Origin of the sequence: Streptomyces sp. NPDC051909 (genome assembly GCF_040681095.1) — a bacterium.
GTDB lineage: Bacteria > Actinomycetota > Actinomycetes > Streptomycetales > Streptomycetaceae > Streptomyces.
In genome coordinates this window covers 20,470-45,716 of record NZ_JBFAYA010000024.1, presented here as the reverse complement: position 1 = coordinate 45,716, position 25,247 = coordinate 20,470, and the positions used below count along the sequence as shown (strand labels likewise).

18 protein-coding genes and 1 riboswitch are annotated in these 25,247 nt (G+C 72.8%); of the genes, 12 read left to right on the top strand and 6 right to left on the bottom strand.

Annotated elements, in window-relative coordinates:
- Positions 1-234 precede the first annotated feature (234 nt).
- Positions 235-1,779: an RNA polymerase sigma factor gene (locus AB0M18_RS29635; protein ID WP_265864901.1), complete on the top strand. Its 1,545-nt coding sequence runs from the start codon at positions 235-237 to the stop codon at positions 1,777-1,779.
- Between the two features lie 174 nt (positions 1,780-1,953).
- Positions 1,954-2,772, top strand: a complete 819-nt coding sequence (locus AB0M18_RS29630; protein ID WP_365763355.1) for a serine protease — start codon at positions 1,954-1,956, stop codon at positions 2,770-2,772.
- 163 nt (positions 2,773-2,935) lie between these two features.
- On the opposite strand, the gene AB0M18_RS29625 is transcribed toward AB0M18_RS29630, so the two are convergent.
- Positions 2,936-3,166: a hypothetical protein gene (locus tag AB0M18_RS29625; RefSeq protein ID WP_265864903.1), complete on the bottom strand. Its 231-nt coding sequence runs from the start codon at positions 3,164-3,166 to the stop codon at positions 2,936-2,938.
- Between the two features lie 432 nt (positions 3,167-3,598).
- On the opposite strand from AB0M18_RS29625, the gene AB0M18_RS29620 reads away from it, so the two are divergent.
- From AB0M18_RS29620 to AB0M18_RS29610, 3 genes are all read left to right on the top strand, one after another.
- Positions 3,599-5,716 (top strand): DNA topoisomerase IV subunit B, encoded by a 2,118-nt coding sequence (locus AB0M18_RS29620; protein ID WP_365763353.1) that lies wholly within the window; start codon positions 3,599-3,601, stop codon positions 5,714-5,716.
- A 201-nt stretch (positions 5,717-5,917) separates the two neighbouring features.
- Positions 5,918-6,397 (top strand): DUF485 domain-containing protein, encoded by a 480-nt coding sequence (locus AB0M18_RS29615; protein WP_365763351.1) that lies wholly within the window; start codon positions 5,918-5,920, stop codon positions 6,395-6,397.
- Entirely contained in the window at positions 6,394-7,986 is a 1,593-nt protein-coding gene (locus AB0M18_RS29610) for a cation acetate symporter (protein WP_365763349.1), read from the top strand. The genes AB0M18_RS29615 and AB0M18_RS29610 overlap by 4 nt, the downstream gene beginning before the upstream one ends.
- Positions 7,987-8,016: 30 nt before the next feature.
- Here the strand turns inward: AB0M18_RS29610 and AB0M18_RS29605 are convergent, their stop codons facing one another.
- Together AB0M18_RS29605 and AB0M18_RS29600 are read right to left on the bottom strand one after the other, a co-directional pair.
- Entirely contained in the window at positions 8,017-8,712 is a 696-nt protein-coding gene (locus tag AB0M18_RS29605; protein ID WP_365763347.1) for a response regulator, read from the bottom strand.
- Positions 8,709-10,376 (bottom strand): sensor histidine kinase, encoded by a 1,668-nt coding sequence (locus tag AB0M18_RS29600; RefSeq protein WP_365763345.1) that lies wholly within the window; start codon positions 10,374-10,376, stop codon positions 8,709-8,711. The genes AB0M18_RS29605 and AB0M18_RS29600 overlap by 4 nt, the downstream gene beginning before the upstream one ends.
- 368 nt (positions 10,377-10,744) lie before the next feature.
- On the opposite strand from AB0M18_RS29600, the gene AB0M18_RS29595 reads away from it, so the two are divergent.
- The gene (locus tag AB0M18_RS29595) at positions 10,745-11,818 is read left to right on the top strand and encodes a GTP-binding protein (protein WP_365763343.1); all 1,074 of its coding nucleotides are present in this window, start codon (positions 10,745-10,747) and stop codon (positions 11,816-11,818) included.
- On the opposite strand, the gene AB0M18_RS29590 is transcribed toward AB0M18_RS29595, so the two are convergent.
- Positions 11,815-13,299, bottom strand: coding sequence for an FAD-dependent monooxygenase (locus AB0M18_RS29590; RefSeq protein WP_365763341.1), 1,485 nt, complete (start codon positions 13,297-13,299; stop codon positions 11,815-11,817). The genes AB0M18_RS29595 and AB0M18_RS29590 overlap by 4 nt on opposite strands.
- Before the next feature lie 92 nt (positions 13,300-13,391).
- Here AB0M18_RS29590 and AB0M18_RS29585 point away from each other — a divergent pair, with 92 nt between their 5' ends.
- Positions 13,392-14,051, top strand: coding sequence for a TetR/AcrR family transcriptional regulator C-terminal domain-containing protein (locus tag AB0M18_RS29585; RefSeq protein ID WP_365763339.1), 660 nt, complete (start codon positions 13,392-13,394; stop codon positions 14,049-14,051).
- 66 nt (positions 14,052-14,117) lie between these two features.
- Here AB0M18_RS29585 and AB0M18_RS29580 read toward each other — a convergent pair whose 3' ends face one another.
- Positions 14,118-16,577 carry a DNA topoisomerase IV subunit A gene (locus tag AB0M18_RS29580; protein ID WP_365763337.1) on the bottom strand — a complete coding sequence of 820 codons (2,460 nt, stop codon included), beginning with the start codon at positions 16,575-16,577 and terminating at the stop codon, positions 14,118-14,120.
- Positions 16,578-16,764: 187 nt separating this feature from the next.
- On the opposite strand from AB0M18_RS29580, the gene AB0M18_RS29575 reads away from it, so the two are divergent.
- The 4 genes from AB0M18_RS29575 (at position 16,765) to AB0M18_RS29560 (ending at position 21,530) form a co-directional block, all read left to right on the top strand.
- Positions 16,765-18,111 (top strand): pitrilysin family protein, encoded by a 1,347-nt coding sequence (locus tag AB0M18_RS29575; RefSeq protein ID WP_365763335.1) that lies wholly within the window; start codon positions 16,765-16,767, stop codon positions 18,109-18,111.
- A 26-nt stretch (positions 18,112-18,137) separates the two neighbouring features.
- The gene (locus AB0M18_RS29570) at positions 18,138-19,505 is read left to right on the top strand and encodes a pitrilysin family protein (RefSeq protein ID WP_365763333.1); all 1,368 of its coding nucleotides are present in this window, start codon (positions 18,138-18,140) and stop codon (positions 19,503-19,505) included.
- Between the two features lie 215 nt (positions 19,506-19,720).
- Positions 19,721-19,886: riboswitch (cyclic di-AMP (ydaO/yuaA leader) on the top strand.
- Positions 19,887-19,898: 12 nt separating this feature from the next.
- The gene (locus AB0M18_RS29565) at positions 19,899-20,669 is read left to right on the top strand and encodes a M23 family metallopeptidase (RefSeq protein ID WP_365763331.1); all 771 of its coding nucleotides are present in this window, start codon (positions 19,899-19,901) and stop codon (positions 20,667-20,669) included.
- Between the two features lie 177 nt (positions 20,670-20,846).
- On the top strand, positions 20,847-21,530 hold the full coding sequence (locus AB0M18_RS29560; protein WP_365763329.1) for a GntR family transcriptional regulator: 684 nt from the start codon (positions 20,847-20,849) through the stop codon (positions 21,528-21,530).
- A gap of 228 nt (positions 21,531-21,758) precedes the next feature.
- Here AB0M18_RS29560 and AB0M18_RS29555 read toward each other — a convergent pair whose 3' ends face one another.
- Positions 21,759-22,040 (bottom strand): HPr family phosphocarrier protein, encoded by a 282-nt coding sequence (locus AB0M18_RS29555; protein WP_365763327.1) that lies wholly within the window; start codon positions 22,038-22,040, stop codon positions 21,759-21,761.
- A gap of 177 nt (positions 22,041-22,217) precedes the next feature.
- Here AB0M18_RS29555 and AB0M18_RS29550 point away from each other — a divergent pair, with 177 nt between their 5' ends.
- Positions 22,218-25,199, top strand: a complete 2,982-nt coding sequence (locus AB0M18_RS29550; RefSeq protein WP_365763325.1) for a GNAT family N-acetyltransferase — start codon at positions 22,218-22,220, stop codon at positions 25,197-25,199.
- Positions 25,200-25,247 lie beyond the last annotated feature (48 nt).

The window sequence follows — 25,247 nt, the reverse complement described above, 5'->3', positions numbered from 1 at the left end:
TTCACCGCACATGAGGTGTGACTCGGGCCACGCGGATTGGGCGTAACACTCTTCGAAGCCGCGCGATGACCTAAGAGGTGACAGCCGAGGAAGGAATACAGCAGCCGCTCAGGGCGCTGTGCAGTTCCCCGGTCCAGCCCGCGCCGTCGGCACATTCCCGGCCGACGGTCGTCGGCCCCAGCCTGATCCAGGGCGGGGCCGGAAGCCGTTTTCCATCGTTCCGAGAGGTTGTTCGTGTCGGCCAGCACATCCCGTACGCTCCCGCCGGAGATCGCCGAGTCCGAGTCTGTGATGGCGCTCATCGAGCGGGGAAAGGCTGATGGGCAGATCGCCGGCGATGACGTGCGTCGGGCCTTCGAGGCTGACCAGATTCCGCCAACCCAGTGGAAGAATGTTCTGCGCAGCCTCAATCAGATCCTCGAGGAAGAGGGTGTGACGCTGATGGTCAGTGCAGCGGAGTCGCCGAAGCGCGCCCGCAAGAGCGTCGCAGCGAAGAGCCCGGCCAAGCGCACCGCCACCAAGACCGTCACCGCCAGGACGACCGTGACGAAGACCGTCTCGGCCGCCACCGCGGCCCCGGCGGCCGAGAGCGCGGACCCGGCCGACGAGGCCGGAGCGCCGGCCAAGAAGGCCGCGGCCAAGAAGACCGCCGCGAAGAAGACGGTGGCGAAGAAGGCCGCCGTCAAGAAGACCGCCGCCAAGAAGACCGCGGCGAAGAAGGACGACGAAGAGCTGCTCGAGGGCGAGGAGCTGCTCGAGGACGTCGCGCCCGGCAAGGACGAGGAGGAGTCCGAGGGCGAGAGCAAGGGCTTCGTCCTGTCCGACGAGGACGAGGACGACGCGCCCGCTCAGCAGGTCGCCGTCGCCGGTGCCACCGCGGACCCGGTGAAGGACTACCTCAAGCAGATCGGCAAGGTCCCGCTGCTCAACGCCGAGCAGGAGGTCGAGCTCGCCAAGCGCATCGAGGCCGGTCTGTTCGCCGAGGACAAGCTGGCGAACTCCGACAAGATCGCCCCCAAGCTCAAGCGCGAGCTGGAGATCATCGCCGAGGACGGGCGCCGCGCCAAGAACCACCTCCTGGAGGCCAACCTCCGTCTGGTGGTCTCGCTGGCCAAGCGCTACACCGGCCGCGGCATGCTCTTCCTGGACCTGATCCAGGAGGGCAACCTGGGTCTGATCCGCGCCGTCGAGAAGTTCGACTACACCAAGGGCTACAAGTTCTCCACGTACGCCACCTGGTGGATCCGTCAGGCGATCACCCGCGCCATGGCCGACCAGGCCCGCACCATCCGTATCCCGGTGCACATGGTCGAGGTCATCAACAAGCTCGCCCGTGTGCAGCGCCAGATGCTCCAGGACCTGGGCCGCGAGCCCACCCCGGAGGAGCTGGCCAAGGAGCTCGACATGACCCCGGAGAAGGTCATCGAGGTCCAGAAGTACGGCCGTGAGCCGATCTCGCTGCACACCCCGCTGGGCGAGGACGGCGACAGCGAGTTCGGTGACCTCATCGAGGACTCCGAGGCGGTCGTCCCGGCCGACGCGGTCAGCTTCACCCTGCTCCAGGAGCAGCTGCACTCGGTCCTCGACACGCTCTCCGAGCGCGAGGCCGGCGTCGTCTCCATGCGCTTCGGCCTGACCGACGGCCAGCCGAAGACCCTCGACGAGATCGGCAAGGTCTACGGCGTGACGCGTGAGCGCATCCGCCAGATCGAGTCGAAGACGATGTCGAAGCTGCGTCACCCGTCCCGCTCGCAGGTGCTGCGCGACTACCTCGACTGACCGGCCCGTCCCGTCGAGGGGCGCGTGAGTCGTACGAAGGACCCGGTTCCCCGTTCGGGGGGCCGGGTCCTTCGCGCATGAGCGCCCGGTCCCTCGCGCATGAGTGCGGGTGCGCGGTGGGCGGGCCTGGACGACGCTGGGTGAAAGGATGTCAGCGGAGAGTCAGGAGGCTTCATGCGTCGTCCCATCGCCGGTGTCTTGACCGGAGTCCTGGGCCTGATCGCGGCGGCGGCCGGGCCGCTCGGCGCGGCCGGCACCGCGCGCGCCGACAGTGTCGTGGTCGGCGGGCAGCCGGCCGGGATCACCGAGTCGCCGTGGGTCGTGGCCCTGTCCAGCCGTGACCGGTTCGGGGGTACCCGGGCGGGGCAGTTCTGCGGCGGGGTCGTGGTGGCCCCCACCAAGGTGCTCACCGCGGCGCACTGCCTGGGCCGCGAGGTGCTGGGCGGGACGCCGGGGCAGCTGGCCGACTTCTCGGTGATCGCCGGGCGCACGTCGCTGCGCGGGCACGGCGGCCGGGAGGTGCGGGTGGCGGACACCTGGGTGAACCCGGACTACGACCCGTCGACCAACTCGGGCGACCTGGCGGTGCTCACGCTCGCGAAGGCGCTGCCGGCCGAGTACGCGATCGAGGTGGCCCGCCCGGGCGACGCGGCGCTCGCGGAGGGCACGCCGGCGGACGTGTACGGCTGGGGGGACACGACGGGCAACGGGACGTACGCGATGTCGCTGCGCTCGGCGCGGGTGCAGGTGCTGCCCGACACGGCCTGTGAGCGGGCGTATCCGGGCGGTTTCGGCGCCTCTTACCGCGGCGACACCATGCTGTGCGCGGGTGACCCCCGCGGGGGCCATGACGCCTGCCAGGGCGACAGCGGCGGGCCGTTGGTGGCCCGGGGCCGGCTGATCGGTCTGGTGTCCTGGGGGAGCGGCTGCGGGCAGGCGGAGAACCCCGGTGTCTACACCCGGGTCTCGGCGCTGCTGCCACGGCACTTCTGAGGGCGCGGCCCGCGCGGTTTCCCGGAGACCGCTCCGAGGAAGCGGCTCGTGCGTGCGAGAACGGGCGTACGAGAACGGGCGGCCACCCCCTGAGACTGCGGGGGTGGCCGCCCGTCGGCCGGTCGTCAGGAACCGGCCCGTGGCTCGTCGGGGATGCGAGGCGTCAGTGGTCGTCGCCCTGGGTGCGGGCCGGCACGTCGGTGAGCCGGTCCGTCTCATCCTGTATCTCTGCGGCGATCTTCTTGAGTTCCGGCTCGAACTTGCGCCCGTGGTGGGCACAGAAGAGCAAGTCACCGCCGCTGACAAGGACGACACGCAGGTAAGCCTGGGCGCCGCAGCGGTCGCAGCGGTCAGCGGCCGTCAGGGGGCTCGCGGGGGTCAGAACAGTAGTCACGTCGCCTCTTCTCTAGCTCGACGAGCTGTCGTACCAGGGTCAACATCCAACCAGGCCGGAAACGTTCCCGCTCGTGGCTTTTCCTCGAAACTTTTTCCCAAGGTGGCTGTCTGCTGCCGGTTGGCGGCGAATGAGCCGTATTGCTTCGCTCTACGGGTTTCGCATTGCTGTGTGTGGTCGTGCCCTCCCGGCGGGTTGCCGGTTGTTCATGAGGACGTGCCCGGAGCCTAAATGGTTCATGCCTGGAAGGGAACGTGATGTTCGCGTCACCCTATCGAGGGATCGAACATCCATACGACTCTGGACTAGCATGAGGATTCAGGAGGGTGGCGTGACAACCGCTCTACCAGGGCTCTGTACCCTCTGAACCGGTGAAGGCCGCCGTGCCTTACCCACCGGGCCAGATTTCAAATTCAGCGAGGAGCGAACCGCGTGACCGCCGAGACGTCCGTGCCGTCCAGTGCGCTGCTGACCGCAGACCGTGACGGTTCCAACTACACCGCGCGGCACCTGCTCGTCCTCGAAGGGCTCGAAGCCGTCCGCAAGCGCCCCGGCATGTACATCGGGTCGACCGACAGCCGCGGCCTGATGCACTGCCTCTGGGAGATCATCGACAACTCCGTCGACGAGGCCCTCGGCGGCTACTGCGACCACATCGACGTCATCCTCCACGACGACGGCTCCGTCGAGGTCCGCGACAACGGGCGCGGCATCCCCGTCGACGTCGAGCCCAAGACCGGTCTGTCCGGCGTCGAGGTCGTCATGACCAAGCTGCACGCCGGCGGCAAGTTCGGCGGCGGCTCGTACGCGGCCTCCGGCGGTCTGCACGGCGTGGGCGCCTCCGTGGTGAACGCGCTCTCCGCCCGCCTCGACGTCGAGGTCGACCGCAACGGTGCCACGCACGCCATCAGCTTCCGCCGCGGCGTACCCGGCATCTTCACCGAGCAGGGCCCCGACAGCCCCTTCGACCCGTCCGGCGGCCTCCTCAAGGCCAAGCGCGTCCCCAAGACCCGCACCGGCACCCGCGTGCGCTACTGGGCGGACCGGCAGATCTTCCTCAAGGACGCCAAGCTCTCCCTGGACACGCTGCACCAGCGCGCCCGGCAGACCGCCTTCCTCGTTCCCGGCCTCACCATCGTGGTCCGCGACGAGCGCGACCTGGACGGCATCGGCAAGAGCGAGGAGACCTTCCGCTTCGACGGCGGCATCAGCGAGTTCTGCGAGTTCCTCGCCCAGGACAAGGCCGTCTGCGACGTGCTGCGCCTCACCGGCCAGGGCACCTTCAAGGAGACCGTCCCGGTCCTCGACGACCGCGGCCACATGACCCCGACCGAGGTCACCCGTGAGCTCGGTGTCGACGTCGCCCTGCGCTGGGGCACCGGGTACGACACCACGGTCCGCTCCTTCGTGAACATCATCGCCACGCCCAAGGGCGGCACCCATGTGTCCGGCTTCGAGCAGGCGATCACCAAGACGGTCAACGAGGTGCTGCGCTCGGCCAAGCTGCTGCGCGTCGCCGAGGACGACATCGTCAAGGACGACGCGCTCGAAGGCCTCACCGCCGTCGTGACCGTGCGCCTCGCCGAGCCGCAGTTCGAGGGCCAGACCAAGGAGGTGCTCGGCACCTCCGCGGCCCGCCGGATCGTCTCCACCGTGGTCGCCCGCGAGCTGAAGGCCTTCCTGACCTCCACCAAGCGGGACGCCAAGGCGCAGGCCCGCGCCGTCCTGGAGAAGGCCGCCGCCGCCGCCCGCACCCGGATCGCGGCCCGCCAGCACAAGGAGGCGCAGCGCAGGAAGACCGCCCTGGAGTCCTCCTCGCTGCCCGCCAAGCTCGCCGACTGCCGCAGCGACGACGTGGAGCGCAGCGAGCTCTTCATCGTCGAGGGAGACTCCGCGCTCGGCACCGCCAAGCTCGCCCGGAACAGCGAGTTCCAGGCGCTGCTGCCGATCCGCGGCAAGATCCTCAACGTCCAGAAGTCCTCCGTCTCGGACATGCTGAAGAACGCCGAGTGCGGAGCGATCATCCAGGTCATAGGAGCGGGCTCGGGCCGCACCTTCGACATCGACGCCGCGCGGTACGGGAAGGTCATCATGATGACCGACGCCGACGTCGACGGCTCCCACATCCGCACCCTGCTGCTGACCCTGTTCCAGCGCTACATGCGCCCCATGGTCGAGCAGGGCCGGGTCTTCGCCGCCGTGCCGCCGCTGCACCGGATCGAGCTGATCCAGCCCAAGAAGGGCCAGGACAAGTACGTGTACACGTACTCGGACAACGAGCTGCGGCAGACCCTGCTCGAGTTCGAGCGCAAGGGGGTCCGCTACAAGGACGCCATCCAGCGCTACAAGGGTCTCGGCGAGATGGACGCCGACCAGCTGGCGGAGACCACCATGGACCCCCGCCACCGCACCCTGCGCCGGATCAACATCGGCGACCTGGAGGCGGCCGAGCAGGTCTTCGACCTGCTCATGGGCAACGACGTGGCGCCCCGCAAGGAGTTCATCACCAGCTCCGCCGCGACCCTGGACCGCTCGCGCATCGACGCCTGACACACGGGGCCGGCTCACCGGCCCGCGCATCTCTCCACCGGCCGGCCCGCCCGATACGACGTATCGACGGGCCGGTCAGTCGTGCCCGGAAACTCGTCACCTGATGGAGTGAAGAAGACGGGAGAAGAGTCCGGGATCCGCCCAGTCTGTCCATCCTTGGGCACGCGGCCGAAACGGTTCGCTGACAAGGAGAGTTCACCGGTGGAGAAGCACGACGGGAGCGGATCCGCGGAGGTGCGGATCGACGACCCCTGGTACGACGAGCTCGCCGCCGGCTGGGGCGAGCATCACGGGGACGGGACGCCGCCCGGCGCCGTCCCCCACCAGCAGGCCCCGGCCCCGGCCGGCGGCCACAGCGCCGCGGACGTCTATCTGGAGGTCCAGCGAAGCCCCGCCTTCCAGGAAGTACGCCGCCGATACCGCCGCTTCGTCTTCCCGGCCTCGCTCGCCTTCCTGCTCTGGTACCTGGCGTACGTCGTCGCCGCCACCGCCGCCCCCGGCCTGATGGCCCGCCCGGTCGCCGGCGCGGTCAACGTCGCCATGGTCGCCGGACTCGGCCAGTTCGCCACCACCTTCCTGCTGACCTGGGCCTACGCCCGGCACGCCCGGCTGCGCCGGGACCGGGCCGCGCTCGAACTGCGCTGGGACACCCAGGAGATGACCCGGGGAGTGCGGCGATGACCGGAGACCACCAGACCCTCGCGCTGCTGCTGTTCAGCGCGTTCATCGCGGCCACCCTCGGCATCACCACCTGGGTCAGTCGCCACCGGCACGGCTCCGCCGAGGAGTTCTACGCCGGGGGACGGCTCTTCTCGCCCCTGGAGAACGGATTCGCCATCGCCGGCGACTACATGTCCGCCGCCTCCTTCCTCGGCATCTCCGGCCTCATCGCCCTCTTCGGCTACGACGGCATGCTCTACTCCGTCGGCTTCCTCGTCGCCTGGCTGGTCGTGCTCCTGCTGGTCGCCGAACTCGTCCGCAACTGCGGCCGCTTCACCCTCGCCGATGTCGTCGCCGCCCGGATGGCCGAGCGCCCCGTCCGGATCGCCGTCGGCACCTCGTCCGTCACCGTCTCCGTGCTCTACCTGGTGGCGCAGATGGTCGGCGCCGGCAGCCTGGTCGCCCTGCTGCTCGGCGGCACCAGCGACGCCGCCCGCGCCTGGACGGTGATCGGCGTCGGCGCCCTGATGGTCGTGTACGTGTCGCTCGGCGGCATGCGCGCCACCACCTGGATCCAGATCGTCAAGGCCGTGCTGCTCATGGCCGGCACGATCGCCCTCACCGTGCTCGTCCTGACGCGCTTCCACTTCGACGTCGACCAGCTGCTCAGCACCGCCGCCGAACGCAGCGGCCACGGCCGGGACTTCCTGGCGCCCGGACTGCGCTACGGCGGCGACTGGACCGCCCGGGCCGACTTCGTCAGCCTCGGTCTCGCGCTCGTCCTCGGCACCGCCGGACTGCCGCACATCCTGTCCCGGTTCTACACCGTGCCCACCGCGCGGGCCGCCCGCCGCTCGGTCGTCTGGTCCATCGGCCTCATCGGCGGCTTCTACCTGATGACGATCGTCCTCGGCTTCGGCGCCGCCGCCCTCGTCGGCCCCGACACCGTCCGCGCCTCCAACGCCGCCGGCAACACCGCCGTGCCGCTGCTCGCCCTCGACCTCGGCGGCGGGGCCGGATCCACCGGCGGCACCGTCCTGTTCGCGGTCGTCGCCGCCGTCGCCTTCGCGACCATCCTCGCCGTGGTCGCCGGCATCACCCTCGCGTCCTCGGCCTCCGTCGCGCACGACCTCTACGCCTCGCTGCGCCGCCGGAGCACCAAGCAGCACGGCGAGGTGGCCGTCGCCAAGCTCGCCGCCGCGGGCATCGGGGTCGCCGCGATCGCCCTCGGCCTGCTCGCCCGCGACCTCAACGTGGCCTTCCTGGTCGGCCTCGCCTTCGCCGTCGCGGCCTCCGCCAATCTGCCCGCGCTGCTCTACTCGCTGTTCTGGCGCCGCTTCACCACCCGCGGCGCGGTCTGGTCGGTGTACGGCGGACTCGTCCCCGCCGTCCTGCTCGTGGTGGTCTCGCCGGTCGTCTCCGGCAGCCCCGAATCGCTTTTCCCCGGCGTCGACTTCCAGCTCTTCCCGCTGCAGAACCCCGGGGTGGTGTCCATCCCGCTGGGCTTCCTCGCGGGCTGGCTCGGTACCGTGACCTCCCCGGAACCGCCGGACGATGCCCGGCACGCCGAGACGGAGGTACGGGCCCTCACGGGCGCGGGAGCCGTCTGACGAGCCCCGTGGCTCGCTCCCGGCGGTGGCTCAGCGGGCCGCTGCCGGGCCCGCCCACGCGTACCGGTGCTCGGGGCGGCCCGTCTCGCCGTACTTCAGTGAGAGCCGCACCCGGCCGGTGCGCTCCAGGAGCTTGAGATAGCGCTGGGCGGTCTGCCGGCTCACCCCGGCCCGCTCGGCGATCTCCTGCGCCGACAGCGGTCCGTCCGCCGCGAGCAGCACCTGCCGCACCAGCTCGGCCGTGGTGGGGGAGTGGCCCTTGGGCAGGTCCGGGACGACGGAGCCGGCCGACAGGGCGCCGAAGATCCGGTCCACCTCGGCCTGCTCCGCCTCGCCGCCGCCGTCGAGGGTGCGGCGCAGCGCCGCGTACGCCTCCAGCTTGGCGCGCAGGCCGGCGAAACCGAAGGGCTTCACCAGGTACTGCAGCGCCCCGTGCCGCATCGCCGCCTGGACGGTCGCCACGTCACGCGCCGCGGTCACCATGATCACGTCGGTCTGCAGGCCGCGAGCGCGCAGCTCCCGTACGACCGCGAGACCGTTGCCGTCCGGCAGGTGGTGGTCGAGCAGCACCAGGTCCACGGCGGGCTCCGGCGCGGTCAGCGCGGTCAGCGCCTCCGCCGCCGTGTGGGCCACCCCGACCACCCGGAAGCCCGGCACCTTGGCCACATAGGCGGCGTTGACCCGCGCCACGCGTACGTCGTCGTCGACGACCAGGACACCGATCACCGTGTCTCCTCCGCGACCACGGGCGCGAGCGCGCCGTCCGCCTCGGCGAGCGCGTCCGGCAGCAGCACCGTGAACTCGGCGCCGCCGTCCGGCCCGGTGCCGACCACGGCGCCGCCGCCCCGCCGCTCCGCGAGCCGGCGCACCAGCGGCAGTCCGAGGCCCCGCTTGCCGTGGGCGGGCGGCTCCTTGGTGCTCCAGCCCTCCGTGAAGATCAGCTCGCGCCGCCCCTCGGGCACGCCGGGGCCGCTGTCGCCGACCCTCAGGACCACGGTGCGCCCCTCGGCGCGCAGCTCCACCTCCACGCGCGCGTGCGGCGTGCCGGAGGCGGCGTCCAGGGCGTTGTCGACCAGGTTGCCCACGACCGTGACCAGCTCGCGCGGGTCGACCAGGCGGTCCGGCAGCAGCGAGCCGGGGGCGATGCGCAGCGAGACGCCGCGCTCGGCGGCCACGGCGGCCTTGCCGACGAGCAGCGCGGCAAGCAGCGGGTCGTGGACCTTCTCGGTGACCTGCTCGGCCGTCGCCCGGTGCACGCCGACCACCTCGGTGACGAACTCGACGGCCTCCTCGTACATCTCCAGTTCGAGCAGCCCGAGCAGGGTGTGCATGCGGTTGGCGTGCTCGTGGTCCTGGGCGCGCAGCGCGTCGATCAGACCGCGCGTGGAGTCCAGCTCGCGGCCGAGGCGTTCGAGTTCGGTGCGGTCGCGGAGGGTGGCGACGGCGCCGCCGTCGTGGGTGGGCATCCGGTTGGCGATCAGCACCCGGCTGCCGCGCACCGTGACCAGGTCCTCGCCGGTGGCCCGGCCCGCGAGCACGTCGGTGGTGCGGCCCGCGCCGAGCACCTCCTCCAGGGGACGGCCGGTGGCCTCCGGGCCGATCCCGAGGAGCCGCTGCGCCTCGTCGTTCATCAGCCGGATCCTGCCCGCGCCGTCGAGCGCCACGACGCCCTCGCGGATGCCGTGCAGCATCGCCTCGCGCTCGGCGAGCAGCGCCGAGATGTCGGAGAAGGCCAGGTCGTGGGTCCGCCGCTGGAGCCTCCGGGAGATCAGATACGCGGCGAGTGCGCCCGCCGCGAGGGCGCCGCCGGCGTAGCGCAGCAGGCCGGGGATCGCCGCGACGAGCCGGTCGCGCACGCTGTCGTACTCGATGCCGACCGACACCGCGCCGACGATCTCGCCGCGCCGGTCCCGCAGCGGTGCCTTGCCGCGGGCGGAGCGGCCGAGGGTGCCGCTGTCGATCTCCATCACGGCATGCCCGGCGAGCGCGGCGCTGGGGTCGGTGGAGACGCGCCGGCCGATCTGGGCGGGGTCGGTGTGCGACCACCGGATACCGGCGGTATCCATCACCACCACGTACTCGGCGCCGGTCGAGCGCCGGATCCGCTCGGCCTCCGTCTGCACCGGGCCGTCGGGCGACGGCCGGGTCGTCGCGAGTCCGGCGGCCATCTCCGGGGAGGCCGTGGTCTGCGCGATCGCCAGGGCGCGGCGCATCGCCTGGTCGTCCAGCTGGGCACTGAGCGGGGCGAGGAAGAGCCCGGTGGCGAGCACCGTCACGCCCGTGGCGATGGCCAGCTGCATCAGCAGGACCTGCGAGAACACCCGCCGCGGCCACCCGATCCTGCGCCGGCGGCCGGGCGGCCGCGCGGGGGAGGAGGGTGCGGGGCTCATGCCGAAACGGTACGGGGACGAGTGCGCCGAGCGGAAATGCGGCCGGCGCTGCCGCTGCGGCTGCCGCCCCGGTCCGCTCCAGGTCCGCCCCGGGCCGGCCGGGGGCCGAGGCCTGGCCGCCGGGCGCGGCTCCCCGCTCCGGCGCCATGCGATGTTCCGCCCGGCCCAGGCGGGCCTGGCGGCTCGGGCGGGCCTGGCGGGCCCGGGGCGGCCCCGGGCCCCGACGCCCGCGGATCGCCCGACTTCGGCCCGCGCGACACGCCCCGACCCGGTCGGGTGCTCAGTCCGCACGACACGGCTCCGCGAGGCCGGCCGCCTATCCTGGGGGCTTCGCACGCGCAGGCATCGACGGCCCGGAGGCATGACCCTTGACCACCCAGCCCATCCGGCAGATTCCCGTCATCGTCCTGGCCGGGTTTCTCGGGGCGGGGAAGACCACCCTGCTCAACCATCTGCTGCGGAGCGCGCGCGGGACGCGGATCGGGGTCATGGTCAACGACTTCGGCGACATCGGCATCGACGCCATGACCGTGGCCGGACAGGTCGGCTCCACCGTGTCCCTCGGCAACGGCTGTCTGTGCTGCGCGGTGGACGCGAGCGAACTGGACACCTATCTGGAGGTGCTGGCCCGGCCCGAGGCCCGGCTCGACGTGATCGTGATCGAGGCGAGCGGTCTGGCCGAGCCGCAGGAACTGGTCCGCATGGTGCTGGCCAGCGACAACGAGCGGATCGTGTACGGCGGCCTGGTCGAGGTCGTCGACGCGGCCGAGTTCGCCGCGACCCGCACCCGCCACCCGGAGACGGACCGCCACCTCGCGGTCGCCGACCTCGTCGTGGTGAACAAGGCCGACCGGGTGGCGGCGGAGGAGCTCCGTACCGTACGGGAGGCGGTCGCCGCCCTCGCGGCGCGGGCGGCGGTCGTCGAGGCCGCGCACGGGCGGATCGACCCGGAGCTGCTCTTCGACCGGGTGGTGCCCGAGGGCGAGATCGCCGGCCAGATGTCGATCGAGGACATCCTGTACGGCTCCGAGGAGGAGCACGCCCACCCGCACGCCGCCTACGACACCGTCTCGGTGAGCACGGCGGTCCCGCTGCACCCGCGCCGGCTCATGGCGTTCCTGGACGCGCGGCCGGAAGGCCTCTACCGCCTGAAGGGATTCGTCGACTTCGGCGCCGCCGACCCGGCCAACCGCTACGCCGTCCACGCCGTCGGCCGCTTCCTGCGCTTCCACCCCGAGCCCTGGCCCGCCGGCGAGGAGCGCCTGACCCAGCTGGTCCTGATCGGCTCCGGCATCGACGCGGCGGGCCTGCGCAAGGAACTCGCCGGCTGTGAGCTGGACGGCCCGGACGACACGCCCGACGAGCACGCCATGTGGGGCGTCCTTCGCTATGTCCCCGGCACCGAGGACGACCCGACCGCCCCCACGGAGCCGACGTCCTAGACCCGCGCCGGTATCGGGTCGGGTGCAGGGGCCGCGCCCAGGGTGGCCAGGTGGGCGGTGAGGCCCGTGGGGGTGGTGCCCGCCCAGCCGATGTAGCCGTCCGGGCGGACCAGGAAGAGACCGGTGCCGTACGCCTCGTACGCCGACAGGTGCGCCGTGCGCAGCGACGGGGACGCGGGGACGGGCGGGAGCGGGACGCCGACCGCGAGCAGGGTCAGGTGGGGGCCGCGGAAGAGGTCGAAGAGGCGGCCCTCGCCTGACGGGCCGTACGGGCCGTCAGGTGCCCGGTCGCCCGCGCGCAGGGCGTCCTCGGGGAGACCGGGGCGGGTCTCCACGGAGCACGGCGAGTCGCGGTAGCCGAGGCCGAGTTGCTGGACCTCGGCGCCGCGCTGGGTGGTGCGGCCGGCGGCGCTCGCGCGGTGGATGCGGGTGCTGAGGCCGAGGACGTCGGCGGCGACGGGCTGGCGCTCGGCCTCGTAGGAGTCGAGCAGGGCGGCCGGGGCGCCGTGCCGCAGGACGCGGCCGAGCTTCCAGCCCAGGTTGTAGGCGTCCTGGACACCGGTGTTGAGGCCCTGGCCGCCGGCGGGGGAGTGCACATGGGCCGCGTCCCCGGCGAGGAAGACCCGGCCGTCCCGGAACCGGTCCGCCATCGCCGCGCGGGCCCGGAAGTCGGAGGACCAGCGGACCTCGGCCACGTCCTCCGCGGTCAGCGGGGTGCGTGCCGCGAGCAGCGCGCGGACCCCCTCCGCCGAGGTGTCCACGGCGGCCGACTCGTCCTCGAACCCGGCCACGAGCTGGAAGAGTTCGTCACCGGGTCCGCCGCCGGGCAGCGGGCACAGCGCCACGCCGCCGCCGGGCGCCGTGGCCCACAGGTGCCAGTTGCCGCGGTCGACGGCGGCGCCGGGCGAGAGCCGCACGTCCGCGACGAGCATCGGGCGCGGGTCGACGGTCTCCCCGGTCATGCCGATGCCGAGCGCGCGGCGCACGGTGGAGCGGCCGCCGTCGCAGGCCACCAGATACGCGGCCCGTACCGTCTCGCCGGTGGACAGCTCCGCCTCCACGGCGTCCGTGGTCTGCCGGACGCCGGTGAGCGCCGTGCCGAAGCGGACCGCGCCGCCCAGTTCGAGGAGCCGCTCGTACAGCAGTTCCTGGGTGCGGAACTGCGGGACGAGCAGCACGTTCGCGTACGGGACCTGCTCGGTCGGCTCCGAGCGGGCCATCATGTCCCACTCGCCCTGCGGCTCGGCGCCCTCCCAGCCGCGCATCAGCGGGTACGGCGCGCCCGCGGCCAGGACCGCGGGCAGCACGCCCAGGTCGTCGAGCACCTCCAGACTGCGTGGCTGCAGCCCCTTCCCCCGGGAGCCGGGGAAGAGGACCTCGGCCTTCTCGACCAGCAGGGCGCGCACGCCCCGGCGCGCGAGGTCGATGGCGAGCACCAGTCCCGTGGGCCCCGCTCCGACGATGACGACATCCGTGTCCATGGCCGCTCCTCCAAGTCCTTAACGCCGTTAAGTTCCGATGGGTCGAGCATCCCCTTAACGTCGTTAAGCTGTCAAGGGGATAACGTGGCGGCGTGGCGACCAAGAAGACGAACCGGCTCCAGCCCGAGACCGTGGCGGAGACCGCGCTGCGCCTGCTGAACGAGCGCGGCCTCGAAGGGCTCACGCTGCGCGCGATCGCCCAGGAACTGCACGTCCAGGCCCCGGCGCTGTACTGGCACTTCAAGAACAAGCAGGCGCTGCTCGACGAGATGGCGACGGTCATGTACCGGCAGATGGTCACCGACCCGGACGCCCGGCCCGCCGGGGACGTGAGCTGGCAGGAGCGGATCCTCGCGGTCAACCGGGGCCTGCGCGCCGGGCTGCTGCGCTACCGCGACGGCGCCAAGGTCTACAGCGGCGCCCGCTTCACCGGGACCGACCACGCCGAGGACATGGAGCGCGAACTGGGCGCGCTGGTCGACGCGGGCTTCTCGCTGCGCGACGCGGTGCGGGCGAGCACCACCGCGTATCTCTTCACCCTCGGCTTCGTCACCGAGGAACAGGGCACCGAACCGGTGCCGGGCGAGCGCCGCGAGGGCTTCGACGTGGCCGAGCGCGCCGAGCGGCTGGCCGCCTACCCGCTCGCCGCCCAGGCCGGGGCGGAGATCTTCGGCGACTACGACAGCCGCTTCGAGGAAGGCCTGCGGATCATCGTCGCCGGCATCGCGGCCACCTACGGACCGCGGGACTGACCGTACGACGACGCCCCCGGTCCCGCGCGAAGAGGCGCGGGACCGGGGGCGTCGTCGGGGATCCGGTCAGAGGGCCGGGCCGGCCACCACCTCGACCGGCTTCGCCAGCGGCGTGCCCGAGCCGTCGCGGCGCGGGTCCGGCTCCGGAAGCTCGGACGGCGTGCCGTTCTGCTGCGCGGCGCGCGCCGGGGCGGCGCCCGCCCAGGCGAACACCAGCAGGTCCTCGCCCTTCAGGAAGCGCTGGCAGCGCACGCCGCCGGTGGCGCGTCCCTTGCGAGGGTACTGGTCGAACGGGGTCAGCTTCGCCGAGGAGCCGGCCGAGGCGTCCAGCGTGCCGGTCGAACCGGCCACCGTGAACACCACCGCGTCCACGGCCGGGTCCACCGCCGTGAAGGAGAGCACCTCCGCGCCGGCCGTCAGCTTGATGCCGGCCATGCCGCCCGCCGGACGGCCCTGCGGCCGCACCTGGGAGGCCTGGTAGCGCAGCAGCTGGGCGTCGGAGGTGATGAAGACCAGGTCCTCGTCACCGGTGCGCAGCTCGGTCGCGCCGACGATCCGGTCGCCGTCCTTGAGGGTGATGACCTCCAGCTCGTCCTTGTTCGCCGGGTAGTCCGGCACGACGCGCTTGACCACGCCCTGCAGGGTGCCGAGGGCGAGGCCCGGCGAGGACTCGTCGAGCGAGGTCAGGCAGACCACGGTCTCGTCGTCCTCCAGGGAGAGGAACTCCGCGAGCGGCGCGCCGCCCGACAGGTTCGGCGCGGCCGCCGTGTCGGGCAGCTGCGGCAGGTCGATCACCGCGACGCGCAGCAGCCGGCCGGACGAGGTCACCGCGCCGACGTCACCGCGCTGGGTGGCCGCCACCGAGGAGACGATCAGGTCGTGCTTGACGCGCTTGGCCTCCGGGTCGGCCGGCGGCAGCTCCGCCGTCGCCGTCCGGGCGAGCAGGCCGGTGGAGGACAGCAGCACCCGGCACGGGTCGTCCGCGACCTCCAGGGAGACCGCCGTGGCCGGCGCGCCCGCCGACTCGAGCAGGACCGTGCGCCGGTCGGTGCCGAACTTCTTCGCGACGGCCGCGAGCTCCGCCGACACCAGCTTGCGCAGCTCGGAGTCGGACTCCAGGATCCCGGTCAACTCGTCGATCTCGCCGGTGAGCCGGTCGCGCTCGGTCTCCAGCTCCAGGCGGTCGAACTTGGTGAGCCGGCGCAGCGGGGTGTCCAGGATGTACTGCGTCTGGATCTCGCTCAGCGAGAAGCGCTCCATCAGGCGCGCCTTGGCCTCCGCGGAGTTCTCGCTCTCCCGGATCAGCCGGATGACCTCGTCGATGTCCAGCAGCGCGACGAGCAGGCCCTCCACCAGGTGGAGCCGGTCGCGCTTCTTGCCGCGGCGGAACTCGGAGCGGCGCCGCACGACCTCGAAGCGGTGGTCGAGATAGACCTCCAGGAGCTCCTTGAGGCCGAGGGTGAGCGGCTGGCCGTCGACCAGCGCCACGTTGTTGATGCCGAAGGACTCCTCCATCGGCGTCAGCTTGTAGAGCTGCTCCAGGACCGCCTCCGGCACGAAGCCGTTCTTGACCTCGATGACCAGGCGCAGGCCGTGGGCGCGGTCGGTGAGGTCCTTGACGTCGGCGATGCCCTGCAGCTTCTTCGAGCCGACCAGGTCCTTGATCTTGGAGATGACCTTCTCGGGGCCGACCGTGAAGGGCAGTTCGGTGACGACGATGCCCTTGCGGCGGGCGGTCACCGTCTCGATCGAGGTGGTGGCGCGGATCTTGAAGGTGCCTCGGCCCGACTCGTAGGCGTCCTTGATGCCGGACAGGCCGACGATCCGGCCGCCGGTGGGCAGGTCCGGACCGGGCACGAAGCGCATCAGCGCCTCCAGGTCCGCGTTCGGGTAGCGGATCAGGTGGCGGGCGGCGGCGACGACCTCGCCCAGGTTGTGCGGGGGCATGTTGGTCGCCATGCCGACCGCGATTCCGGACGCGCCGTTGACCAGCAGGTTCGGATACGCGGCGGGGAGCGCGACCGGCTCCTGCTCCTGGCCGTCGTAGTTCGGCGCGAAGTCGACGGTGTCCTCGTCGATGGACTCCGTCATCAGCAGGGCCGCCGGAGCCATCTTCGACTCCGTGTACCGCATGGCGGCCGGCGGGTCGTCGTTGCCGAGCGAGCCGAAGTTGCCGTGGCCGTCGACCAGCGGCACCCGCATGGAGAACGGCTGCGCCATGCGCACCATCGCGTCGTAGATGGACGCGTCGCCGTGCGGGTGGAGCTTGCCCATGACCTCGCCGACGACGCGGGCGCACTTGACGAAGCCCCGGTCGGGCCGCAGGCCCATCTCGTTCATCTGGTAGACGATGCGCCGCTGCACCGGCTTCATGCCGTCGCGGGCGTCGGGCAGCGCACGCGAGTAGATCACCGAGTACGCGTACTCGAGGAAGGAGCCCTGCATCTCGTCAACGACGTCGATGTCGAGGATTCGCTCCTCGAACGCGTCGTCCGGCGGCGGTGTCTTCGTGCTGCGGCGGGCCATCGCGGCTGCGGCTCCTTCACCAACAAGGTTGATCTGACGCGGACCATTGTGGACCGTGGCACCGACAACGCCGACCGCGACCCGGAAGAGGGACATCCGGGAGGGCCGGGAACTTCGCCAGGTGTCGGCGCGCTTGCATACAGTGGCAGGACTTTTTCCCGATCGCGATCGAAGGGGACACATGCCCATGGGTCACACGGCTGCGGCCGAGGCCGGCTCCGGCGGCCTGACAGCGACCGAGCACCGGTTGGCCAACGGCCTGCGCGTGGTGCTGTCCGAGGACCACCTGACCCCGGTCGCCGCGGTCTGCCTCTGGTACGACGTCGGCTCCCGGCACGAGGTCAAGGGCCGCACCGGTCTCGCCCACCTCTTCGAGCACCTGATGTTCCAGGGCTCGAAGCAGGTCCACGGCAACGGCCACTTCGAGCTGGTACAGGGCGCGGGCGGCTCGCTCAACGGCACCACGAGCTTCGAGCGCACCAACTACTTCGAGACGATGCCCGCCCACCAGCTGGAGCTCGCGCTCTGGCTGGAGGCCGACCGGATGGGCTCGCTGCTCGCCGCCCTGGACGACGAGTCCATGGAGAACCAGCGGGACGTCGTCAAGAACGAGCGCCGCCAGCGCTACGACAACGTGCCCTACGGCACCGCGTTCGAGCGGCTCACCGCCCTCGCCTACCCGGACGGACACCCGTACCACCACACCCCGATCGGCTCGATGGCCGACCTGGACGCGGCCACCCTGGAGGACGCGCGGAGCTTCTTCCGCACGTACTACGCGCCGAACAACGCGGTCCTCTCGGTGGTCGGCGACATCGACCCCGAGCAGACCCTCGCCTGGGTGGAGAAGTACTTCGGCTCCATCCCCGGGCACGACGGCAAGCCCGAGCCGCGCCCCGGCGACCTGCCCGAGGTCATCGGCGGACAGCTGCGCGAGGTCGTCGAGGAGGAGGTCCCGGCCCGCGCGCTGATGGCCGCCTACCGGCTGCCGCACGACGGCACGCGCGCGTGCGACGCGGCCGACCTCGCCCTGACCGTCCTCGGCGGTGGCGAGTCCTCCCGGCTGCACAACCGCCTGGTCCGCCGCGACCGCACCGCCGTCGCCGCCGGCTTCGGCCTGCTGCGCCTTGCCGGCGCGCCCTCGCTCGGCTGGCTGGACGTCAAGACCTCCGGCGGCGTCGAGGTGCCGCAGATCGAGGCGGCCGTCGACGAGGAGCTGGCCCGGTTCGCCGCCGAGGGCCCGACCGCCGAGGAGATGGAGCGCGCCCAGGCCCGGCTGGAGCGCGAGTGGCTGGACCGGCTCGGCACGGTCGCCGGCCGCGCCGACGAACTCTGCCGCTTCGCGGTGCTGTTCGGCGACCCGCAGCTGGCCCTGACCGCCGTCGACCGGGTCCTCGACATCACCGCGGACGAGGTCCGCGAGGCCGCCGCCGCCCAGCTGCGGCCCGACAACCGCGCCGTGCTCGTCTACGAGCCGGTGGGCGGCACGGCCGAGGAGACCGACAGCGACGAGGAAGAGGGAGCGGACCAGTGACCGACGCTGCCGCGTCTTTGACGAGCATGACGTTCCACCCCCAGCCGCAGGCCGGCGAGGCCAAGCCCTGGGCCTTCCCGACCCCGGAGCGCGGCGCGCTCGACAACGGGCTCACGGTGCTGCGCTGCCACCGCCCCGGCCAGCAGGTGGTGGCCGTCGAGGTCTTCGTCGACGCGCCGCTGGACGCCGAGCCCGAGGGCCTCGACGGCGTGGCCACCATCATGGCCCGGGCCCTGTCCGAGGGCACCGACCGGCACACCGCGGAGGAGTTCGCGGCCGAGCTCGAGCGCTGCGGCGCCACGCTCGACGCGGCCGCCGACCACCCCGGCGTACAGGTCTCCCTGGAGGTCCCGGTCTCCCGGCTGCCCAAGGCGCTCGGCCTGCTCTCCGAGGCCCTGATCGCCCCGGCGTTCGTCGAGACCGAGGTCGAGCGCCTGGTGCGCAACCGCCTCGACGAGATCCCGCACGAGACGGCCAACCCGGCCCGCCGCGCCGCCAAGCAGCTCTCCAAGGAGCTGTTCCCGGCCGCCTCGCGCATGTCCCGGCCGCGCCAGGGCACCGAGGAGACCGTCGCAGCGATCGACGCCGCCGCCGTCCGCGCCTTCTACGACGCGCACGTCCGCCCGGCCGCCGCCACCGCCGTCGTGGTCGGCGACCTCACCGGCGTCGACCTGGACCAGGTGCTCGCCGACACCCTGGGCACCTGGAGCGGCAAGCCCGCCGCCCCGCGCCCGATGCCGCCGGTCACCGCCGACGACACCGGACGGGTCGTCATCGTGGACCGGCCGGGCGCCGTCCAGACGCAGCTGCTCATCGGCCGCGTCGGCGCCGACCGCCACGACAGCGTCTGGGCGGCGCAGGTGCTCGGCACGTACTGCCTCGGCGGCACCCTCACCTCCCGCCTGGACCGTGTCCTGCGCGAGGAGAAGGGATACACCTACGGCGTACGGGCGTTCGGCCAGGTGCTGCGTTCCGACGGCGAGGGCAACGGCGCTTCGCTGCTCGCCATCAGCGGCTCGGTCGACACCCCCAACACCGGCCCGGCGCTCGACGACCTGTGGAAGGTGCTGCGCACCCTCGCCGCCGAGGGGCTGAACGACGCGGAGCGTGACGTCGCCGTGCAGAACCTGGTGGGCGTGGCCCCGCTGAAGTACGAGACGGCCGCCTCCGTCGCAGGGACGCTCGCCGACCAGGTCGAGCAGCACCTCCCGGACGACTACCAGGCGCACCTGTACGCGCGGCTGGCCGCCACCGGCACCGTGGAGGCGACCGCCGCGGTGGTCAACGCCTTCCCCGTGGACCGGCTGGTGACCGTGCTCGTCGGCGACGCGGCGCAGATCGCGGAGCCGGTGCGGGCGCTCGGCATCGGTGAAGTGAGCGTCGTCACCGGCTGATCGAGCTGCTGTCACCCGCTGTCTGAGACACCGTCACGAGACCCCGGCGACCTGGTTCGTCGGGGTCCTCCCATTTGTCCGTATTGCAGATGAGTGGGAGTGAATGCCCTGTGGCATGTCTTACAAAAACCCGTGTCCGTTTGGTTATTGAAAGGTGATCGGCCTAGCGTCGACGCGGCTGTCCGGCCACTGCTCGACGCCGCATCCGCGGCAACGGACAGTCATCGCCGAGTCCCCGCAAGGCGCGAGCCTGGGGAGCCGGGGACCCACACGCAGTCCCTGGGGTGAATCGGACGCCTTCGCTCCGCGCGGAGGGGCCCGTAGGAGACCTTCCTGCTCCGAACCCGTCAGCTAACCCGGTAGGCGAGAGGGAAGGAAAGGATCAGCCACTACATGGCGTTCACCCGTGCCACCGGGAAGCACCGTGCCCCGAGCCGGCTGGCGCGCCGCAGCGCCGGCATCGCCGGCGTCGCGACGCTCGCCACCACCGGTGTCATCGGCACCCTGGCCTCCCCGGCGCTCGCCGCCGACACGGAAGGCGCCTCCCCGGAGGACACCGGCCTCACCCAGGTCATCGTCGACGAGTCCCTCTCCGAGCGGGTCGACGCCCAGGCCGCCGCCCAGGAGAAGGCCGCCGCCGAGGAGGCCGCCCGCATCCAGGCCGCCGCCGAGGCCAAGCGCAAGGCCGAGGCCCGCGCCAAGGAGATCCGCGAGGCCAAGGAGCGCGCCGCCCGCGAGGCCGAGCGCAAGCGCCTCGCCTCCTTCCAGCTCCCCGTGGCCGGCTCGTACGTGAGCACCGGCTACAAGGCCGGCGGCTCGCTCTGGTCCTCCGGCAGCCACTCCGGCATCGACTTCCACGCCGCCTACGGCACCAAGGTCGTCTCCGTCGGCTCCGGCACCGTCGTCGAGGCCGGCTGGGGCGGCGCGTACGGCAACAACATCGTGATCCGGATGAACGACGGCACGTACACCCAGTACGGCCACCTCTCCGCCATCACCGTCTCCGTCGGCCAGAAGGTCACCCCCGGCGAGCGGATCGGCATCTCCGGCTCCTCCGGCAACTCCACCGGCCCGCACCTCCACTTCGAGGCGCGCACCACCGCGGAGTACGGCTCCGACATCAACCCGATCAGCTACCTCCGCGCCCGCGGCGTGAACGTCTGACGGTCCGGAGCGGCCCGCGCGGCCCGCTCCGGTGAAAGGCCCCGGTCTCGAAACGAGCCGGGGCTTTTTTGCGTCCTTTTCCACCGGGCGCCGTCGGAAATTCCGGCGTCCTGCAATAGAGTCGCCGGACAGGCGGCGCTCGACGGGGTCTCGGGCGGCGGAAAACGGAGGTCGGAGATGCGCATTCCCGCGCAATCGGTATGCACGGCGATCCGGGACGACATCGTCTCCGGGGTGTACGCGCGGGGCGCCCGGCTGACGGAGGAACAGCTGGCCCGCCGCTACGGCGTCTCCCGCGTCCCGGTCCGCGAGGCGCTGCGCACTCTGGAGTCCGAGGGCTTCGTGGTGACCCGTCGGCACGCCGGCGCCCATGTCGCCGAGCCCGGCGAGCAGGAGGCCGCCGACCTGCTCGACATGCGCTCCCTGCTCGAACCGCTGGGCGCCGCCCGGGCCGCGCAGCGGCGCACCGAGGCCCACCTCAAGGTGCTGCGCGGCCTGGTCAGGCTCGGTCAGGAGCGGGCCAGGGGCGGGCGCGGCGAGGATCTGGCCGCGCTCGACGGCTGGTTCCACGAGACGCTGGCCCAGGCCTCGGACAGCCCGCCGCTCACCGCGCTGCTCACCCAGCTGCGGCACAAGATCGCCTGGATGTACGCGGTCGAGCCGGCCGAGCGGCCCGCCGAGGTCTGGGCCGAGCACGGCGCGATCGTGGACGCGGTGGCCCGCCGGGACGCCGAACGGGCCCGGGCGCTCACCGCGCTGCATGTGGAGCGGGCCCTGTCGCGGCACCGCCCGAAACACGGCGACCGGGCGCGGGTGAGGATTTCGCAACATGCCGTACACAGTGCGGGACCGCGGAATTAACACGGGCACCGTATACAAAGAGTCTGGAATTCCAGGGTCTTTTTCGTGCTGCCCGAACGCGATTCATTCACGCGTGCGCCGGGTGGTGAAATCCCGTGGGAATTCCCCTGCCGCTTTCCGGGAGCTTCCGGCGAGCCCCGGGGAAGGCGAACGGCCGCGTCCGCCGGGAGAACCGGGGACGCGGCCGCCGTGCGATCCGTCGTCGGGGAGGTGACGGGTCGTCGGGGGTCAGACGGTCTCGGGGAGCTCGTCGAGGCCCTCGGCCACGAGCCGAGCGAGGCGGTCGAGCGCGGCCTCGGCGCCGTCGGCGTCCGAAGCGAGCACGATCTCCTCGCCGCCCTGCGCACCCAGGCCGAGCACCGCGAGCATCGACGCGGCGTTGACCGGGCTGCTGTCGGCCTTGGCGATCGTCACGGGGACGCCGGAGGCCGTGGCGGCACGGACGAAGATGGAGGCGGGGCGGGCGTGCAGGCCCTCGGCCCACCCGACGTTGACGCGGCGCTCAGCCATGGTGGTAGCCCTTCAACTTTCAGCGGTTGTCTAGACCAGTCTCTCACGGGTTTCGGCGTGCTCCCGTACCGACCTTCGGCCCCGGCCGGACGGCCGTTCGGCGATCCCTACCTTGCCCGGCGGACCAGGGCCGCGCGACCCGTGCCACGGTCCGACCCCACCCGTAGGCTGGGCCCCATGCAGAGCGGGTCTGAGCAGTCGGGGCAGCCGGAGCGCGCGTACTCGGGGCAGCCGGAACACGCGTATCCGGACCACTGGGAAGCGGACGTGGTCCTCCGGGACGGCGGCACCGCGCGGATCCGGCCGATCACCGCCGACGACGCCGGCCGCCTGGTCAGCTTCTACGAGCAGGTCTCGGACGAGTCGAAGTACTACCGCTTCTTCGCGCCCTACCCGCGCCTGTCCGCCAAGGACGTGCACCGCTTCACCCACCACGACTTCGTGGACCGGGTCGGCCTCGCGGCGACCGTCGGCGGCGAGTTCATCGCCACCGTGCGCTACGACCGGATCAACGACCAGGGCCGGCCCGCCTCCGCGCCGGCCGACGAGGCCGAGGTCGCCTTCCTGGTCCAGGACGCCCACCAGGGCCGGGGCGTCGCCTCCGCCCTGCTCGAACACATCGCGGCCGTCGCCCGCGAGCGCGGCATCCGGCGCTTCGCCGCCGAGGTGCTGCCCGCCAACAGCAAGATGATCAAGGTGTTCACCGACGCCGGCTACACCCAGAAGCGCAGCTTCGAGGACGGCGCCGTCCGTCTCAACCTCGACCTGGAGCCCACCGACCGCTCCCTCGCCGTCCAGCGCGCCCGCGAGCAGCGCGCCGAGGCCCGCTCCGTACAGCGGCTCCTCGCCCCCGGCTCCGTCGCCGTCATCGGCGTCGGCCGCGCCCCCGGCGGCGTCGGCCGCACCGTGCTGCGCAACCTCCTCGACGCCGGCTACACCGGCCGCGTCCACGCGGTCAACGCCGCCCTCGGCGAGGGACCGCACGAGCTGGAGGGCGTCCCCGCCGTCCGCTCCGTCGCCGCCATCGGTGCCCCCGTCGACCTGGCCGTCGTCGCCGTCCCCGCCGAGCGCGTCCCCGAGGCCGTCGCCGCCTGCGGCGAGCACGGTGTGCGCGGCCTGGTCGTGCTCTCCGCCGGATACGCCGAGAGCGGCCCCGAGGGCCGCGAGCGCCAGCGCGCCCTGGTCCGCCAGGCCCGCTCGTACGGCATGCGGGTCATCGGGCCCAACGCCTTCGGAATCATCAATACGGCCGAGTCCGTCCGGCTGAACGCCTCCCTCGCCCCGCAGATGCCGGCCGCCGGAAGGATCGGGCTCTTCACCCAGTCCGGCGCCATCGGCATCGCCCTGCTGGCCGGACTGCACCGGCGCGGCGCGGGCCTCTCCTCCTTCCTCTCCGCCGGCAACCGCGCCGACGTCTCCGGCAACGACCTCCTCCAGCACTGGTACGACGACCCGGCCACCGACGTCGTCCTCCTCTACCTGGAGTCCATCGGCAACCCCCGGAAGTTCACCCGGCTCGCCCGCCGCACCGCCGCCGTCAAGCCCGTCGTGGTCGTCAAGGGCGCCCGGCACAGCGGCAGCGCCCCGCCCGGCCACCGCGTCCCCGTCACCCGCATCCCGCACGCCACCGTCTCGGCGCTGCTGCGGCAGGCCGGTGTGATCCGCGTCGACACCGTCACCGAACTCGTCGACGCCGGCCTGCTCCTCGCCGAGCAGCCGCTGCCCGCCGGCCCCCGCGTCGCCATCCTCGGCAACTCCGAGTCCCTCGGCCTGCTCGCCTACGACGCCTGCCTCACCGAGGGCCTGCGCCCGCTGCGGCCCCGCGACCTCACCACCGGCGCCACCCCCGCCGACTTCCGGGCCGCGCTCACCGCCGCCCTCGCCTCCGACGCCTGCGACGCGGTCGTCGTCACCGCCATCCCCTGGGTGGGGGAGAACGGGGCCACCGAGTCCGGCGACGGCGAGGTCCTCGCCGCGGCCCTGCGGTCCGCCGTCGCCGCCGCGCCCGGACCCGCCAAGCCCGTGGTCGTCGTCCACGTCGAGATGGGCGCCCTCGCCGAGGCCCTGTCCGAGGCCACCCGCACCGCCCCGGCCCGCCGCACGGCCCCCGCGCCCGCGCCCGGTGCGCCCGCACCGGCCACCGCGCCCGCCACCCCGCCCGTACCGCCGGGATCCGTCGCTCCGGGAGCCGCGCCGCAGGACACCGCGCCGCAGGACACCGCGCCGCAGGACACCGCGCCGCAGGACACCGCACCGCCGGACACCCCCGAGCCCGGCGTCATCCCCGCGTATCCCGCCGCCGAACGCGCCGTCCGCGCGCTCGCCGAGTCCGTCCGCTACGCCCAGTGGCGCCGGCAGGCCGCCGACCCCGGCCGCGTCCCCGAGTTCGACCGCATCGACGAGGCCGGTGCCGCCGCCCTCGTCGAGCGGGCCCTCGGCGGACCGGATCCCGACCCGCGCGGCGTCACCCTCGACGCCGACACCACCCGCGCGCTGCTCGGCCACTACGGCATCGAGGTGCTGCCCACGCTGCCCGCGCCCGGCCCCGACGAGGCCGTACGGGCCGCCGCCCGGCTCGGCTACCCCGTCGCCCTCAAGACCACCGCGCCCCACCTGCGCCACCGCCCCGACCTCGGCGGGGTCCGCCTCGACCTGGCCACCGAGGAGCAACTGCGCACCGCCTACGCCGAGCTCGCCGAGACCCTCGGCAAGCCCGAGGAGCTCCAGCCGGTCGTCCAGGCCATGGTGCCCCGCGGCGTCGACACCGTCGTCCGCTCCGCCATCGACCCCGCCGTCGGCGCCGTCCTCTCCTTCGGCCTGGCCGGCGCCGCCTCCGAACTCCTCGGCGACACCTCCCACCGGCTCGTCCCCGCCACCGACCGGGACGCCGCCGAACTCGTCCGCTCCATCCGCACCGCCCCCCTCCTCTTCGGCTGGCGCGGCTCCGCCCCCGTCGACACCCCCGCCCTGGAGGAGCTGCTGCTGCGCGTCTCCCGCCTCGTCGACGACCACCCCGAGGTCGTCGCCGTCTCCCTCGAACCCGTGGTCGTCGCCCCGCGCGGCCTCTCCGTCCTCGGCGCCACCGTCCGCCTCGCCCCGCCCCCGCCCCGCACCGACCTCGGCCCGCGCAGCCTCCCCGTATACGAAGGCCCGTCGTGACCGGCGCCACGGGCGGGCCGCAGGGGCCGGAGGGGGCCCCGCAGCCCC